Source organism: Thioclava sp. SK-1, from assembly GCF_001705665.1.
Classification (GTDB): Bacteria; Pseudomonadota; Alphaproteobacteria; order Rhodobacterales; family Rhodobacteraceae; genus Thioclava.
The window spans coordinates 322,396-338,245 of sequence record NZ_MDHA01000032.1 but is presented as its reverse complement, the minus strand read 5'-3'; the positions used below and the strand labels follow the sequence as shown (position 1 = coordinate 338,245).

The following is a 15,850-nucleotide window of genomic DNA, read 5'->3' as shown; positions in this document are numbered from 1 at the left end:
CCATATTTTTATACGTAGCCGGGGGCCAACCCCCGCTTTTCTTCGTGCCGAAGAAAATTCACCCCCGGGATATTTTCAGCAAGTTGAAAGCCAACAGGCGCGCAGATCAGCCGATCAATTTTGCGCCTTAAGGATATCGATGATTTCCTTGGCTGCGGCGGGAATATTCGTTCCTGGTCCGAAGATCGCCTTGACCCCTGCATTTTTGAGAAAGGCGTAATCTTGTTGTGGGATCACGCCGCCGCAGATGACGATGATATCATCTGCGCCCTGGGCCGTGAGCGCCTCGATCAATTTTGGCGCCAATGTTTTGTGGCCGGCGGCTTGGCTGGAGATGCCGATGATATGGACATCATTATCGATTGCGTCCTGCGCGGCCTCTGCCGGGGTTTGGAAAAGCGGGCCAACATCAACATCAAAGCCGATATCTGCAAAGGCGGTGGCAATGACCTTGGCACCGCGATCATGCCCGTCCTGGCCCATTTTCACCACCAGCATCCGTGGGCGGCGTCCTTCTTCTTGAGAAAATGCGTTAACATCAGCCTGAATTTGTGCAAAACCTTCATCGCCATCATAGGCTGCGCCATAGACACCTGCGAGGGTTTTGACTTCGGCCCGGTGACGGCCGAATTCTTTTTCCATAGCCATTGATATTTCCCCGACACTGGCGCGTTGACGTGCGGCCTCGACCGCGGCTTCCAGCAGGTTGCCGCCTTGTTTGGCGCGCCGTTCCAGCTCTGCCAAGGCGGCGGTGCATGCGGCCTCGTCTCGGGTCATGCGCATTTTGGTCAGACGGGCGATCTGCGCATCGCGCACTTTGACATTATCGATATCTAAAATATCAAGGTCGTCTTCCTGCTCTAGTCGGTATTTGTTCACGCCAACAATGACATCTTCGCCCCGGTCGATCAGGGCTTGTCGTTTGGCCGCTGATTCTTCGATCTTGAGCTTGGGCATGCCAGAGGCGACGGCCTTGGTCATTCCGCCCATGTCTTCGACTTCTTCGATCAGCTTCCAGGCTTCGTCAATCAGACTGGCAGTCAGACTTTCGACATAATAGCTGCCGGCCAACGGGTCGACGACATTGGTGATGCCCGTTTCCTCTTGCAAGATCAGCTGAGTGTTGCGGGCGATCCGGGCCGAGAAATCAGTGGGCAGTGCAATTGCCTCATCAAGCGCATTGGTGTGCAGCGATTGCGTCCCACCAAGGGCTGCCGCCATTGCCTCATAGGCTGTGCGGATGACGTTGTTATACGGGTCTTGTTCTTGCAAGGACACGCCGGAGGTCTGGCAATGCGTTCGTAACATACTGGATTTTTCTGATTTTGGTTCAAACTCCGCCATCACGCGCGCCCACAAGGTGCGCGCCGCGCGCAGCTTTGCGGCCTCCATGAAAAAATTCATTCCAATAGCGAAGAAGAAGGACAGGCGGGGGGCGAAGCGGTCCACATCCATTCCCGCTTGGATCGCTGTGCGGACGTATTCGCGGCCATCGGCAATCGTGAAGGCCAGCTCTTGCACCAGGTTCGCCCCCGCCTCTTGCATATGGTAGCCAGAGATCGAAATGGAGTTGAACTTCGGCATTTCATTGGCAGTATATTCGATGATATCCGCAATGATCCGCATCGAGGGTTCGGGCGGATAGACATAGGTATTGCGAACCATGAATTCTTTTAGAATGTCGTTTTGAATGGTGCCCGCCAGAAGCGCTTTGTCATGGCCTTGTTCTTCGCCCGTCACGATAAAGCTGGCCAGGATCGGGATCACCGCGCCATTCATCGTCATTGAGACCGAGACTTTGTCCAAGGGGATCCCGTCAAAAAGGATCTTCATGTCCTCGACGCTGTCGATGGCTACACCGGCCTTGCCAACATCGCCTTCAACCCGTGGGTGGTCGCTGTCATAGCCCCGATGGGTGGCCAGATCGAAAGCGACCGAGACACCTTGTTGGCCTGCGGCCAAAGCGCGGCGATAAAAGGCGTTGGATTCCTCGGCGGTGGAGAACCCGGCATATTGGCGGATTGTCCACGGGCGGCCGGCATACATCGTCGCCTTGACGCCGCGGGTGAATGGCGCCTGACCTGGGATGGTGTTCAGGTGGTCTAACCCTTTCAGATCATCGGCCGTATAGACCGGCTTGACGGTGATCCCTTCCAGCGTGTGCCAATCCAAGCTGTCAAGCGGCTTGCCACGCAGTTCCTTCACGGCCAGAGACGACCAGCTGTCGAGCGCTGTATTGGTCATGGTTCGATCCTTCCTGCGAGAGCGCCTTCAGCGACACATAGGTCAGGCTGGCGCACGTTGGTGTCGACGAATTGGATACCCGGCGGGCCGCTGCGCAGCCATGCCAGATCATGGTGGTCATGCGCGATAAGCTGTGCGGCCTGCGCGGCGGAGAACGGACGATACCGCCCGTATTGACCGGCATTGAACCAAGGTGCGGTTCCGGGCGCCATTGCGACTTTGGGCGCGGTTTGACCCAACATGGCGGCCAATTGCGCATTGGGGGCGCCGGCCAGATTCTCATGACGCCACACGACCAGGGGGCGTGGTGCAAAGGCGGCTTGGATATCGCAGATCAGGCTTTGCCAGCCACGCGGATCGGCGGCGATCTGAGACAGGTGCTGCGCGTTATGTGTGATGCCGCTGCGCAATTGCTCCAATCCCAACAGCGAGCACCACCAATCATGCAGATCACGGATTGACAACGCGACCACGGTAATATGTTGGCCCAACGCATCACCTAGGCGCTGCAAACGGGCCCGCGCATCGGGGTAAAACCGTCCCGCATCCCACAGATGTTGTAACCCGCCCAAGACGTTCTCTTCGCTGATAATGACACTGCGTGTGCCGCGCGCGCGCTCAACCGCGATCATCCGGGCGAAACGGCGCGCAGATCGTGCCCCCACTACCATATCTTGCACGCGCAACAGGTCGGCGCGACGGATCAACCCGGCCCAGTGATGGCCAGCACGCAGATAACTTGGCCCCCAAAAGGTGACATCAGACGGGCAATGACCAGACAGCCAATGTTGCAAAGACGTGGTGGCGGTGCGGTGCGCGCCCACATGCAAAATCACATCCATCACTCGACTGCCCTTGTTTACCTTATACTGATCGCAATATGGCACAGTATCCGTAGGGCAGTGGTTACCATCCGCCACGAATTGCCCATTAACAGGCCATGTTTTCTGCCCAACACCATAGGCGCAGGCCACCACACACCCTATATTGATATCAAAGGAGAGCGTGATGCCTGCAACCCAGATCCGACGGACCATATCGGGTGTTTTATGCGCTGTACTTAGCATTGTGCCATTTGGCACCGCGCTGCAGGCCCAAGGCGTGCCGGGGGAAAATAGCCCCTCGGAAGGCGTTTCCCCGATGGCGCAGATCGATCCGGGCGCCGATTTCACGCCGCTATCGGCGGATGGGGTCAATCTTTCTGAACTGATCTGGTTGGCGCGCCCGGTTGTTGTCTTTGCCGATAGCCCGCTTGACCCGGCCTTCACCGACCAGATGGAGGCGCTGAACGCGCGTTGGCCGGAGTTGGCGGCCCGCGATGTGGTTGTAATCTTCGATACCCGGCCCGAACCGCCCTCTGCGTTGCGCCAAAAACTGCGTCCGCGCGGGTTTTCACTTGTGTTGATTGCCAAGGACGGCACCGTCAGCCAGCGTAAACCCTTCCCGTGGGACGGGCGCGAGATTTTACGCTCTATTGACCGGATGCCACTGCGCCGCGAAGAGGTGCGCAGCGGCGCAGCGATGTAGCAAAGACCACCGCCGACCATAGGCTGCACATCCGCCAAAGGGCAGATATGGATGGCACTATGATCCGCAATGGCCATCGGCGATCACTCAAATTCAAGGATCACGTCATCGACAGCCAATGAGGCCCCCGGTGTCGCATTGACAGATTTTACCACGCCCTTTTTCTCGGCACGTAAGATGTTTTCCATCTTCATTGCCTCAACCGTGGCCAGTGCCTGCCCCTCCTGAACCTCATCACCGACCTCAACGTTAATCGACACGATCAGGCCCGGCATCGGGCATAGCAGCAACCGCGATGTATCTGGTGGCAATTTTTCTGGCATAAGCTGCCACAGTTCATGCTGGCGCGGGGTCTGCACCAAGACCTTCAGATCGGCACCGCGCAGGCGGATACGGAACCCCATTGAAACCTTATTGACCTTTAGCACCAATGGCTTGCCATCAATACGCAATTTGGCCAAGGGCTGGCCTGGCACCCAATCAGAGGTCACGCGATGCTGCGTGCCATCAGGGAACGTGATTGTGGAGCCTGCCTTATCGGCCTTGACCGATACGGTGATTGACTGCCCTTGCAAGGTCACAACCCAATCATCGCCCACCTGGCGTTCATGATTGCCCAATGTGCCCGAAATTTGCGTGCGCCGAATTTCCGCCACCCGCTCCATCGCCGCCACAGCGGCCACGACATTGTGCAGCGCATCATCACTGAGCGACACCCCGTCAAACCCGTTGGGATATTCTTCCTCAATAAACGCTGTGGTGATATTGCCCGAGGTAAAACGGTCATGATCCATCACCGCCGCGCAGAACGGCAGGTTATGACCAATGCCTTCGACCTCAAACATATCCAGCGCCAGACGCATCTCTTCGATCGCATCGGCGCGGGTCGGCCCCCATGTGCAAAGTTTGGCAATCATCGGGTCGTAGAACATGCTGATCTCGCCACCCTCAAACACGCCGGTATCATTGCGCACGATGCCGCCTCCCTCTGTCGGGCCTTCGACCGGAGGACGATACCGCGTCAAACGCCCGATAGAGGGCAAGAAATTGCGATAAGGATCTTCGGCATAAAGACGGCTTTCCATCGCCCAACCGTTGATCTTCACTTCCTCTTGCGTGATCGACAGCGCCTCGCCATTGGCGATACGTATCATCTGCTCCACCAGATCCACACCGGTGATCAGCTCTGTCACCGGATGTTCCACCTGCAGGCGGGTGTTCATTTCAAGGAAATAGAAGTTCCGATCGCCATCAACGATGAATTCCACTGTGCCCGCGCTGGTATAGCCCACCGCCTTGGCCAGCGCCACGGATTGCTCCCCCATCGCGCGACGGGTCTCTTCATCCAAGAAGGGCGACGGGGCCTCTTCAATAACCTTCTGATTGCGGCGCTGAATTGAGCATTCGCGCTCTGCCAGATAGATACCGTTGCCATGCGCATCGCACAGCACCTGAATTTCGATATGGCGCGGCTGAGTAACGAATTTCTCAATGAAAATGCGGTCATCGCCAAAGCTATTGGCGGCTTCGTTCTTCGACGATTGAAAACCTTCACGCGCCTCTTGGTCGTTCCACGCGATCCGCATGCCCTTACCGCCGCCGCCTGCGCTGGCCTTGATCATCACCGGATAGCCAATCTGACCTGAGATCTTCACCGCCTCATCCGCGTCTTCGATCAAACCCATGTAACCGGGCACCGTGCTGACCCCAGCCTCTTGGGCAATTTTCTTCGAGGTGATCTTATCCCCCATCGCCTCAATCGCGCCGACAGGCGGACCGATAAAGGCCACGCCTTCGGCTGCCAGCGCTTCTGCGAATTTGGAATTCTCGGATAAGAACCCATAGCCCGGATGGACGGCCTGGGCACCAGACGAACGAATCGCCTGCATGATTTTATCAATCACAATATAGGATTGGTTGGCAGGGGGCGGGCCGATATGGACCTTTTCATCCGCCATTTCCACATGCAGCGCCTGTGCATCCGCATCGGAATACACCGCGACGGTTTGAATGCCCATTTTGCGCGCGGTCTTGATGACCCGGCACGCGATTTCACCCCGGTTGGCGATCAGAATTTTCTTGAACATGGCACTCCCTTCCCGTTAGGCGCGATAACTCCTCCCGCGCCTATGTCCGAGCTGTCGACCAGCGCCCCAATCTGGGACGCGGACATGAAAACACCACCCAAGCGGATCGCCTGAGTGGTGTAAAAACCCTGTCCTGCCGCGCGATTGGCGCGACGGATCAGTGCAGCATCTGCCTGCGTCTTAGTAGCAAGGCGCGCCGATGTTGACATTGCAGCTTGCGCCGCCTGCAAGCGCGCCCAGCGCACCGCCGGCCACGACGTTGTTGTCGGTCGCATCTGCGATAAGCGCACCGGCCGCACCGCCTGCAAGCGCGCGCTGGCCTTGGGTCTGCATGCAGCCAGAAACCGCGGTCGCTGCAAGGATCGAAAGAAGAAGAGTGGTCTTACGCATGGAAATGCTCCGTTGGATTTATCAATCACAACAGACATTAGTGCGCCGCGCGGCGAAGGAAAGACCCGTTTCGCGCAAAACGCACCTGCATCGGCAAAGGGTCGCGCATTGGCCGCTTTTGGTTGGGGCAGATACGGGGCCGAATACGGCCTTATCTTCCAGTCGGTCTGCGCCTGCCCGCAAACTGGCCCGACCATCAGGGCAGGCCAGTTCACTTGGGACAAGGTAGGCAGTGCATGTCGCGGCGCCGCGTTCAAAGCCGGACGCCGCTGTGCCCCAGATATTTGGACCCCGCGACCACGTTTGACAAATGCCAAACCCGTGTCACGCGCGGCATCAGCAGCCGCTTGCCCAAAACATACTGAGGCCAGCAAATTCACGCCCAATCCTCTTCATCATCATCAAAGCCGAAATCTTCTGTCTCGGCAAAGACCTCTGGAAAAGACGCCTCGGCCTTTTTCAGATCAATCTTCAGCAATGCGTCATAAGATTCGGGATCAAAGGGATCTTCGGCAGGGACCACTTCGCGGCCAAACAGCCAGCTGATCCGGCCCGCATCAAGGTTGCCACGTTCAAACGGCTCTTCCCCGAAATGCGTCCAAAGTGCCGCGATAAACCCTGCATCAGCGCGGCGATCTTCGGCCGCGCGATCACGATACCGCTCACGGCGGATAATTTTCGTCGCGCCCTTCTTATTGGCGCGACGGATCACGAATTGATAATCCGTGCTGGGCAACCGGCCCGGGAACCCACGATGTTTCAGCATATCTGCGTCTCCTTGTTCTGAGACCGCAGATGCCACGAAGCAGCGCCGCCCTTCAAGGACCGGCGCACCCGCGGGGGAAACTGCTGATTAATTATCGTCGCGGAATTCGGGCTGATAGATCGGCTGCCCGCATGGCTCCATGATGACAAGGTTCTCATTGACCCGTCCCGGAGGGGCGCAGCGTCCTGGCGTCTGGATGACACCGCAACCTGCAAGGCCAAGACTGCCCAGAAGACCCGCTGCAAGAATGATACGCATGGAAATGTCCTTTCATAATGCGCGCCCGACGGGGCGGCATTGCGTAAAAGATAGGACACGCACCGGCTGCACCATACACAACCCGGTGAGCACCCCTGCCCGCCATGCAGGCAGGGGGCTGCAGAAACTGTCTTACATTTTGCTGGTATAGGTCGGTTCAACCGTGACCGGTTCAACCATAACCGGCTCTGGCTTGGGCGCGCAGGCTGCAACGAAAGCAACGAGCGCAACGGCGAGGAGGGCTTTCTTGGACATGTCAGTCTCCTATGGGCGCGGAACATTGCCGGGCCACAAAATGGGAACCACAAGGGCGCGCGCCCCTGGGAGGCCACACGGCCTGTTGGAATCGTAGCAGATTTTTTGCGCCACTCTAGGGGGATTAACATGTCCCCCGCCCAACTGTTTGCCGATGCCCGCGCGGCATGCACAAATTTGTCACAGCCCATCAGAAGAACTCCCACTGACAATGGCCGTCGACAATGGAATATGCCTCAAAATATTGCACTGCATCGGGGTTTGCCTCCCCGAAGGGAATGTCGCGATCGGCCAAACTGATCACTATCTGCTCTGGCTGCGGGCCAACATTGGGGATGCGAGGCACGGCGAAAGTGTCGCACAGCGCCAGCATATCATCCAAGGCGACCTCCGCATCGACCTTGGTGGCATCCGCAATTGCAGGCGCGACAAAGCGGAACCGAATCGTGCGCCCGGCAGAGCCTTGCGCATCTGACACGGTTTCCTGCCACCGGATATCTTGTCCCGATGGTACGGAGATCGGCACCAGCTTGGGCGTAAACCCCTCTGCCAGCGCAGCGCCCGCCAACACCATCGCGGCCGTTATATGAACCAGCGCCCGGATCATTTCAGCGCAGCCCATGTCAACCACCGCGACCGCAGCCCCGGATCCGCCAGCAGATCTGCCAAATCCTGTTCCAACTTCGCGCGCGGGAAGCGACCATCGACTTCGCCTCCCGCGCGGATCACGAGGCCGCCCTCCCCTGCGGCCACGCGGACCATGGGACGAAACCCACGCAGATTTTGCAGGCGGCGCCACATGTCTTGCCGAACCCCACGGGCCAGACGGCGCGGATTGGCCAGCGGAAAAGCACTTTCCACCGCCAGATCCCAGCGCAAGGGCCAGCCGCGTGCATGGGTTAGCACGCCGCAGCCCTCATCAATCATCAACCATCGCGAATTCATCTGCGGTCTCGTCCTTAAAGCCCCGCCTTACAGCGGGATATTGTCGTGTTTCTTCGCCGGCATGCTGCGTTTCTTCGACCGCAAACTGGCAAAAGCGCGCGCTACCCGGCGTCGTGTAGAACGCGGCTGGATGACCTCATCAATAAAGCCCTTTTCGGCGGCCACGAACGGGTTTGCGAAACGATCTTCGTAATCGGCCACCCGAGCAGCGATCTTGTCAGGCTCTCCCAATTCAGAGCGGTACAAAATTTCAACCGCACCTTTTGCGCCCATCACCGCAATCTCTGCCGTGGGCCAAGCATAATTAAAGTCAGAGCGCAAATGTTTAGAGGCCATCACATCATAGGCTCCGCCATAGGCCTTGCGGGTGATTACAGTCACCATCGGCACCGTTGCCTCGCCATAGGCGAACAGCAGCTTGGCACCGTGTTTGATCACACCGTTATATTCCTGACTGGTGCCCGGCAAGAAACCCGGAACGTCCACAAAGGTCAGGATCGGAATTTCAAAGCAGTCACAAAACCGTACGAACCGCGCGGCCTTGCGGCTGGAATCAATGTCCAGACAGCCCGCCAGAACCATTGGCTGATTGGCAACAATACCGACCGTCTGCCCCTCAAGCCTGATAAAACCAGTGATAATATTACCCGCATAATCGGCCTGAATTTCAAAGAAATCGCCCTCATCCGCGACCTTATGAATCAATTCTTTCATGTCATAAGGCATGTTGGGATTGGCGGGCACCAGCGTATCAAGGCTGTCTTCGACCCGTGCCACATCATCAAAGAATGGGCGCACCGGCGCCTTTTCACGATTCGACAGCGGCAAGAAATCCACCAGACGGCGGACCTCGTGCAGGGCCTCCACATCATTTTCAAACGCCCCGTCGGCCACTGACGACTTCTTAGTATGCGTCAAGGCCCCGCCCAGCTCTTCTGCCGTGACCTGCTCATTGGTGACGGTTTTCACCACGTCAGGCCCGGTCACAAACATATACGAGCTGTCTTTGACCATGAAAATAAAGTCGGTCATCGCCGGACTATACACCGCGCCCCCAGCACATGGCCCCATGATGACCGAAATTTGCGGGATCACGCCAGAGGCTTCGATATTGCGCTGAAACACATCGGCATAGCCAGCAAGGCTGGCCACACCTTCTTGGATCCGCGCACCACCGGAATCATTGATCCCGATCACCGGCGCGCCGTTTTGCATCGCCATATCCATGATCTTGCAGATCTTTTCTGCGTGGGTCTCGGATAAAGATCCGCCAAACACGGTGAAATCCTGACTAAACACATAGACCATGCGGCCATTGATCGTGCCCCACCCCGTGACCACACCATCGCCATAGGGTTTATCCTCTTGCATCCCGAAGTCGGTGCAGCGATGGGTCTTGAACATATCGAATTCTTCAAAGCTGCCCTCATCCAGCAGTAATTCGATCCGTTCGCGGGCCGTCAGCTTCCCCTTGGAATGCTGCGCATCAATCCGGCGCTGCCCCCCGCCCAAACGGGCTTCGGCGCGGCGATCTTCCAGCTCGTGCAGAATGTCTCTCATCGGGGGCTCCTCCTCATAAGGTTCGCCGCACAGTAGCGACGCGCAAGATTATTTCAAAGCAGAGTTTAGAAGATTTGCAAACTGTTACCAGGAGGGTCAATGCAAATTGCAAATTTGCTTAAGTAGGCACGGCATTGAAACATCTCATCTGCCTGAAAAGTTACAGATGATTTCTGGTTTTGGCCATCTGTGACCCCTGCCACAATCGACACGCGGCCCCAAACCAAGCAGCAAAATACGTCACTGCGATGAATATCGCGCCAAGGATGGTGAAAAAACGCACGTCAAAGGAACGACCGTCGGCAGCAGGCTTTGCAACTTTGACGCATGCACTGCGTGTCACATGTCTGCCTGGGCCAAGATGCCGCTTCGTGGAAATGGCAGTCTACGCGGGCTTGCAATACGATATGATCTTTTCTATACGGTGCGCGAGAGGTTGGCGCGGGCGAGCGCCTCGCCAACCCGGTCAGGTCCGGAAGGAAGCAGCCGCAACGAGCCCCGCTTGGGTCGCTGTCCAGCCTCTCACCTTATTACCCACATATATTTCAGCCGATGCACGCGGACACTGACTGCGTGTTTTGCACCAATTTCCCCCAGCCCTATCGCGCCGCGCGGCTGGGTATAAGCGCCAATTTGCCCAGCGCGGCATTTGTCAGTGACGGAAGTTGCGCCTGACGACGTTTTACCTGCACGACAACGTGCAAGGTTCCAGCGTGACATATCTCAAATCGAAAATCGCCGCTCTGGCAGGGCTTATCGTGATTGCAGGCCTTGGCTGGCTGTATCTGGGCCAATCTCAAGGGCAAGAGACCGCGCAAAGAAGCACGGTCAAAGTTACAACAGGCACCGTGCGCGAAACTGTCCTGGCCACCGGGCTGATTGAGGCGCAAAATCTTGTGTCGGTCGGTGCGCGGACCTCGGGTCAGATTGAGGCACTGAACGTTCAGGTGGGCGATGATGTGGCGGCAGGCGATACAATCGCACAGATCGATTCACTTGAGCAGCAAAACGCGGTGGCGCAGGCTAAGGCTGATTTGGCGCAGTTGAACGCCGAAATTGTGGCGCAAAATGCCGAAATCCGCCAAGCTCAACTGGATTTGACGCGGCAAGAAGGGCTAAATGAAAAGCGGCTTTCGGCCACGTCGGACCTGGAAACGGCGCAGGCCGCGCTGTCGGTCGCACAGGCACAGCTTGTTTCGCTTGATGCGCAGAAATCCCGTGCTCAAATTGAGGTATCCTCGGCCGAGCTGGATCTGGACCGCACAAAAATTACCGCGCCGATTGATGGGACCGTCGTCGCCGTGGTCAATGGCGAAGGCACCACGGTGAATGCTGCACAAGACGCGCCGACAATCGTCAAACTCGCGCAGCTGAATGAGATGCAGGTCAAGGCGGAAATCTCCGAGGCCGATGTGATCCATGTCGCCCCCGGTCAGGCCGTCAGCTTTTCATTGCTGGGCGCACCCGATATGGCGTTTGACGCCGTGTTGGACCGGATCGAACCGGCCCCTTCTTCGATCAAAGACGATGATGAAATCGATACCGATAGTGCAATTTATTACAACGCGCGCTTCTCGGTCGACAACCCGGACCGGCTGTTGCGGATTGGGATGTCCGCCGATGTGACGATTACGCTGAACCTTGCCGAAAATGTGCCCGTCTTGCCTCTATCTGCCTTGCCCAAAGCCGGGCCAGACGGGCGGATGATGGTCTTGGTGGCATCTGGTGACGGCGTGCAGCGTCGGTTCATTGAAATCGGCCTGCGCGATGCGACACAGGCGCAAATCCTATCGGGGCTTAGCGCGGGTGATGACGTGATTGTGGACAGCAGCCCGTCTGCGGCCCCCTCTGGTACACCGCCCACCAACATCAAACGCAGCGGCGGCACGGGCGGTGGTCGTGGTAGCCCGCCCCCGATGATGGGCCTGTAACTCATGTCGTTGATTGATTTGAAAAACATCTCCCGTCAGTTTCAGATGGGTGAGCAATCTATCCAGGTTCTTCGCAGCATTGACCTGCGCATTGATGCCGGTGAGATGGTGGCAATCATCGGCCAGTCAGGGTCGGGGAAATCCACGTTGATGAATATCCTGGGCTGTTTGGATCGGCCCAGCTCGGGCCAGTATCTGTTTGCCGGGCGCGATATTTCAAAGATGTCTGACGAAGATCAGGCCGCCCTACGCCGCAGTCATTTCGGTTTTATCTTTCAACGCTATCAGCTGATGCCGGAGCTGGACGCAGTCGGCAATGTCGAAATCCCGGCGATTTATCGCGGCACGGCACGCGCCGCCCGGCGCACCCGCGCCCGCGCGCTGTTGACCCGGCTTGGCTTGGGCGACCGGCTAACCAACCGCCCCGGCGCCTTGTCGGGCGGACAACAACAGCGCGTATCGGTCGCCCGGGCGTTGATGAATGGCGGCGATGTGATCTTGGCGGATGAGCCGACCGGCGCGCTTGACAGCGCTTCCGGAGCAGAGCTGATGGCACTGCTGCGGGAATTACATGCCGATGGCCATACCGTCATCCTTGTGACCCATGATCCCCAAATCGCGCAAAGCGCCGATCGCGTCATCGAAATCAGCGATGGCCGCATCGTGGCAGACAGCCGCCGCACCCCGATTGGCACCGTGAAACCATTACCCACCCAAGGCCCAGGCAAAACCGGGATTTTGGCACGCATGGACCGGCTGCGTGAGGCCACGCGGATGGCGTTTAAATCCATGCTTGCGCATAAGCTGCGGTCCTTTCTGACCATGCTGGGCATTATCATCGGCATCACCTCTGTTGTGTCGGTCGTGGCGTTGGGCAGTGGGTCGCAACAAAAGGTGCTTGAGAATATCGCGTCAATCGGGACATCCACCATCGACATCCGCCCCGGCACCGGATTTGGCGACAGGCGCGCCAACCGGGTGGAGACATTGGTGGGCAGCGACGCAGAGGCGATGATCGGCCAGCCATTTGCCGAAAGCGTATCGCCAGAAGTGTCCACGACAGCGAATGTGATCCACGGTTCGGTGACGGCCTCCGCGCAGTTGAAAGGCGTCTCGGCGGGATATTTTCAACTGGGCGCCTACACCGTAACCGATGGCGCGACATTCACCCAATCCGATGTGACAAACCGCGCACAGGTCGCGGTGCTGGACAGCGACGCCGCCGAAACATTCTTTGGCAGTGACAGCCCGCTGGGCCAGCGCGTTCTGATCGGGCGCGTGCCGCTTCGGGTGATCGGGGTTGTGGCATCATCAGGGGCCAGTTTCGGGCCGCAATCCATCAAGATTTTTACGCCCTATACCACCGCGATGACCCGCGTAACGGGCGGTGAGACGGTGGACTCCATCTCTGTCCAGGTTCCAGACAGCTATGATATGGCTAAGGCCGAAACCGAAATCACGGCACTTTTGACCCTCCGCCACGGCGTCGTCGATTTCTTTTTGACCAATTCCGATACGATCCGCGCGACCATTCAATCCACCTCCCAAACCCTGACCTGGCTGATCTCAGCAATTGCAGTGATCTCACTGGTGGTGGGCGGAATTGGGGTGATGAATATCATGCTGGTATCGGTGACTGAACGGACCAAGGAAATCGGTATCCGCAAGGCGGTAGGGGCACGCCAATCCGATATTGTGGCGCAATTCCTGATCGAGGCAGTGATGGTCTGCCTGATCGGTGGCGCGCTTGGCGTGGGGCTGGCCTTTGGGGTTGGGCAGGCCTTGGCTGTGGTGTCGCCCGATACACGCATGGTCTATTCCGGCGCAACAGTGCTGGCGGCCTTTGCGTCGGCTTGTGGGATTGGCGTATTGTTCGGTTGGTTACCGGCGCAATCGGCGGCACGATTGGATCCGGTGGTCGCATTGGCGCGGGAATAGCCACGGCTGCGCCTTTACGCCGCCCCTTCCACACCCTAGATTGGGGACGAAGTTTGAAGGAGCCGGCATGAGCGACGCGACGGGACCACAAGACCCCATTTCCCCAGCCACCGGCAAGGGCGGCTATCAGGTTCTGGCCCTGAAATACCGCCCGGCAACCTTTGCCGATCTTATCGGGCAAGAGGCCATGGTGCGGACGCTGAAAAACGCCTTTGCAGCGGATCGGATCGCCCATGCTTTTGTAATGACCGGGATTCGCGGCGTGGGCAAAACCACCACCGCGAGGATCATCGCCAAAGGGCTGAACTGTATCGGCACGGATGGAACCAGCGGGCCGACCACCGAACCCTGCGGCACATGTGAACATTGTGTGGCCATCGCCGAGGGACGCCATGTCGATGTAATGGAAATGGACGCAGCTTCACGCACCGGGGTCGATGACATCCGCGATATTATCGAAAGTGTGCATTACCGGGCTGCGTCGGCACGCTACAAAGTCTATATCATCGACGAAGTGCACATGCTGTCCACCAACGCGTTCAATGCGCTGTTGAAAACGCTGGAAGAACCGCCAGCGCATGTAAAATTCATTTTCGCCACCACAGAAATTCGCAAAGTTCCGGTAACGGTGCTGTCGCGCTGCCAACGGTTTGATCTGCGCCGGATCGAGCCCGAGGTGATGATGGATTACCTTGCGCAGATTGCCGTGAAGGAATCCGCGCAGATCAACAGTGACGCGCTGGCACTGATCACCCGCGCCGCCGAAGGCTCTGCCCGCGATGCGATGTCCTTGATGGATCAGGCCATTGCGCATGGGGCGGGAGAAACCACCGCCGATCAAGTGCGCGCGATGCTGGGCCTGGCTGATCGTGGTCGGGTTTTGGATCTGTTCGACATGATCTTGAAAGGCGCTGCAGCCGAGGCACTGAACGAAATCTCTGGGCAATATGCCGATGGTGCGGACCCGCTGGCCGTGCTGCGCGATCTGGCCGAAATCACCCATTGGGTGTCGGTGATCAAGATCACGCCAGAGGCCGCCGAAGACCCCACTGTTCCACCCGAAGAACGTCGCCGCGGCCAAGGCATGGCCGAAAAAATTCCGATGCGCGTGTTGTCACGTATGTGGCAAATGCTGCTGAAAGCAATTGAAGAGGTCAGCCAGGCCCCCAACGCAATGATGGCCACCGAAATGGCCGTCATCCGTCTGACGCATGTGGCGGATCTGCCCGACCCAGAGGCACTGATGCGCCGCATCCAATCTGGACCTGGTGCCCCCGCAGGTGGCCCACCCGGCGGTGGTGCGCGTGGCGCAACCACTGCTGCGCCGTCCTCTGGCCCTGCCGCGCAGGCCGGATCAGTACAGACGGGCAATGACGCAGCCACAGGCACACAAATGGCACAGGGCGGGATTGATCCGCGTGCAACAACGATGCGCGCCCGGTTTGGCGCCCCGATTGCCCGCGCCAGTGGCAATCTGGCATTGGCTCAGGCCCCTGATCACGCATTGGCCCGATTTGCCACCTTTGACGATGTCGTCGCACTGATCCAGAAAATGCGCGACATGACGTTGTTGATGGAGGTTGAAGCGGGGGTGCGGCTGGTCTCATACAGCCCCGGCCGGATCGAATTCCAACCCTCGCAAGAGGCATCGCGCGATCTTGCCTCAAAGTTGGGTCAACGGTTGCAAAGCTGGACCGGCCAACGCTGGGGCGTGTCCATCGTCAATGAAGGCGGCGGCGAGACCATTGCCGAACTGCGCGACGCGGACCGACGCCATGCCGAAGCGCAAGCCAAGGAAAACCCGTTGGTGCAGGCGATTTTCACTGCCTTCCCAAATGCAAAATTTGAAGAGATCACCACCGCCGAAGACATCGCCCGCGAATTGCAAGATGCGGTACTGCACGAGGTCGAGGATGAATGGGATCCCTTTGAGGACCAATAAGGAGAGA

Annotated in this window: 14 protein-coding genes and 1 other RNA gene; 5 read left to right on the top strand and 10 right to left on the bottom strand. The window is 58.1% G+C overall.

Annotated elements, in window-relative coordinates:
* Window positions 1–114: 114 nt before the first annotated feature.
* Together scpA and BFP70_RS07770 are read right to left on the bottom strand one after the other, a co-directional pair.
* The gene (gene scpA, locus BFP70_RS07775) at window positions 115–2,244 is read right to left on the bottom strand and encodes a methylmalonyl-CoA mutase (RefSeq protein ID WP_066010784.1); all 2,130 of its coding nucleotides are present in this window, start codon (window positions 2,242–2,244) and stop codon (window positions 115–117) included.
* Window positions 2,241–3,281, bottom strand: a complete 1,041-nt coding sequence (locus BFP70_RS07770; protein WP_141693129.1) for a hypothetical protein — start codon at window positions 3,279–3,281, stop codon at window positions 2,241–2,243. Before BFP70_RS07770 ends, scpA begins: the two co-directional genes overlap by 4 nt.
* On the opposite strand from BFP70_RS07770, the gene BFP70_RS07765 reads away from it, so the two are divergent.
* Window positions 3,253–3,771: a DUF4174 domain-containing protein gene (locus BFP70_RS07765; RefSeq protein WP_066010782.1), complete on the top strand. Its 519-nt coding sequence runs from the start codon at window positions 3,253–3,255 to the stop codon at window positions 3,769–3,771. The genes BFP70_RS07770 and BFP70_RS07765 overlap by 29 nt on opposite strands.
* 83 nt (window positions 3,772–3,854) lie before the next feature.
* Here the strand turns inward: BFP70_RS07765 and BFP70_RS07760 are convergent, their stop codons facing one another.
* The 8 genes from BFP70_RS07760 to BFP70_RS07735 all read right to left on the bottom strand — a co-directional run bounded on the left by BFP70_RS07760 (window position 3,855) and on the right by BFP70_RS07735 (window position 10,032).
* Window positions 3,855–5,858, bottom strand: a complete 2,004-nt coding sequence (locus tag BFP70_RS07760) for an acetyl/propionyl/methylcrotonyl-CoA carboxylase subunit alpha (protein ID WP_066010781.1) — start codon at window positions 5,856–5,858, stop codon at window positions 3,855–3,857.
* Between the two features lie 180 nt (window positions 5,859–6,038).
* Window positions 6,039–6,248: a hypothetical protein gene (locus tag BFP70_RS07755; RefSeq protein WP_066010780.1), complete on the bottom strand. Its 210-nt coding sequence runs from the start codon at window positions 6,246–6,248 to the stop codon at window positions 6,039–6,041.
* Window positions 6,249–6,624: 376 nt separating this feature from the next.
* Window positions 6,625–7,014 carry a hypothetical protein gene (locus BFP70_RS07750; RefSeq protein WP_066010779.1) on the bottom strand — a complete coding sequence of 130 codons (390 nt, stop codon included), beginning with the start codon at window positions 7,012–7,014 and terminating at the stop codon, window positions 6,625–6,627.
* 87 nt (window positions 7,015–7,101) lie between these two features.
* On the bottom strand, window positions 7,102–7,272 hold the full coding sequence (locus tag BFP70_RS20985; protein WP_176715514.1) for a hypothetical protein: 171 nt from the start codon (window positions 7,270–7,272) through the stop codon (window positions 7,102–7,104).
* A 132-nt stretch (window positions 7,273–7,404) separates the two neighbouring features.
* Window positions 7,405–7,527, bottom strand: coding sequence for a hypothetical protein (locus BFP70_RS21370; RefSeq protein ID WP_255356637.1), 123 nt, complete (start codon window positions 7,525–7,527; stop codon window positions 7,405–7,407).
* A 190-nt stretch (window positions 7,528–7,717) separates the two neighbouring features.
* Window positions 7,718–8,149, bottom strand: a complete 432-nt coding sequence (locus tag BFP70_RS07745) for a DUF6497 family protein (RefSeq protein WP_255356636.1) — start codon at window positions 8,147–8,149, stop codon at window positions 7,718–7,720.
* Window positions 8,131–8,472, bottom strand: a complete 342-nt coding sequence (locus tag BFP70_RS07740; RefSeq protein WP_066010778.1) for a hypothetical protein — start codon at window positions 8,470–8,472, stop codon at window positions 8,131–8,133. Before BFP70_RS07740 ends, BFP70_RS07745 begins: the two co-directional genes overlap by 19 nt.
* A 27-nt stretch (window positions 8,473–8,499) precedes the next feature.
* Window positions 8,500–10,032 carry an acyl-CoA carboxylase subunit beta gene (locus BFP70_RS07735; protein WP_066010777.1) on the bottom strand — a complete coding sequence of 511 codons (1,533 nt, stop codon included), beginning with the start codon at window positions 10,030–10,032 and terminating at the stop codon, window positions 8,500–8,502.
* 429 nt (window positions 10,033–10,461) lie between these two features.
* Between BFP70_RS07735 and ffs the strand changes: the two genes are divergently transcribed.
* From ffs to BFP70_RS07710, 4 genes are all read left to right on the top strand, one after another.
* Window positions 10,462–10,560, top strand: an RNA gene (gene ffs, locus BFP70_RS07725) — signal recognition particle sRNA small type.
* Between the two features lie 185 nt (window positions 10,561–10,745).
* A complete protein-coding gene (locus tag BFP70_RS07720) occupies window positions 10,746–11,963 on the top strand; it encodes an efflux RND transporter periplasmic adaptor subunit (RefSeq protein ID WP_176715513.1) in 1,218 nt (405 codons plus the stop codon).
* Between the two features lie 45 nt (window positions 11,964–12,008).
* Window positions 12,009–13,901, top strand: coding sequence for a MacB family efflux pump subunit (locus tag BFP70_RS07715; protein ID WP_255356635.1), 1,893 nt, complete (start codon window positions 12,009–12,011; stop codon window positions 13,899–13,901).
* 67 nt (window positions 13,902–13,968) lie between these two features.
* On the top strand, window positions 13,969–15,843 hold the full coding sequence (locus BFP70_RS07710) for a DNA polymerase III subunit gamma/tau (RefSeq protein WP_066010773.1): 1,875 nt from the start codon (window positions 13,969–13,971) through the stop codon (window positions 15,841–15,843).
* The last annotated feature ends 7 nt before the right edge of the window (window positions 15,844–15,850 follow it).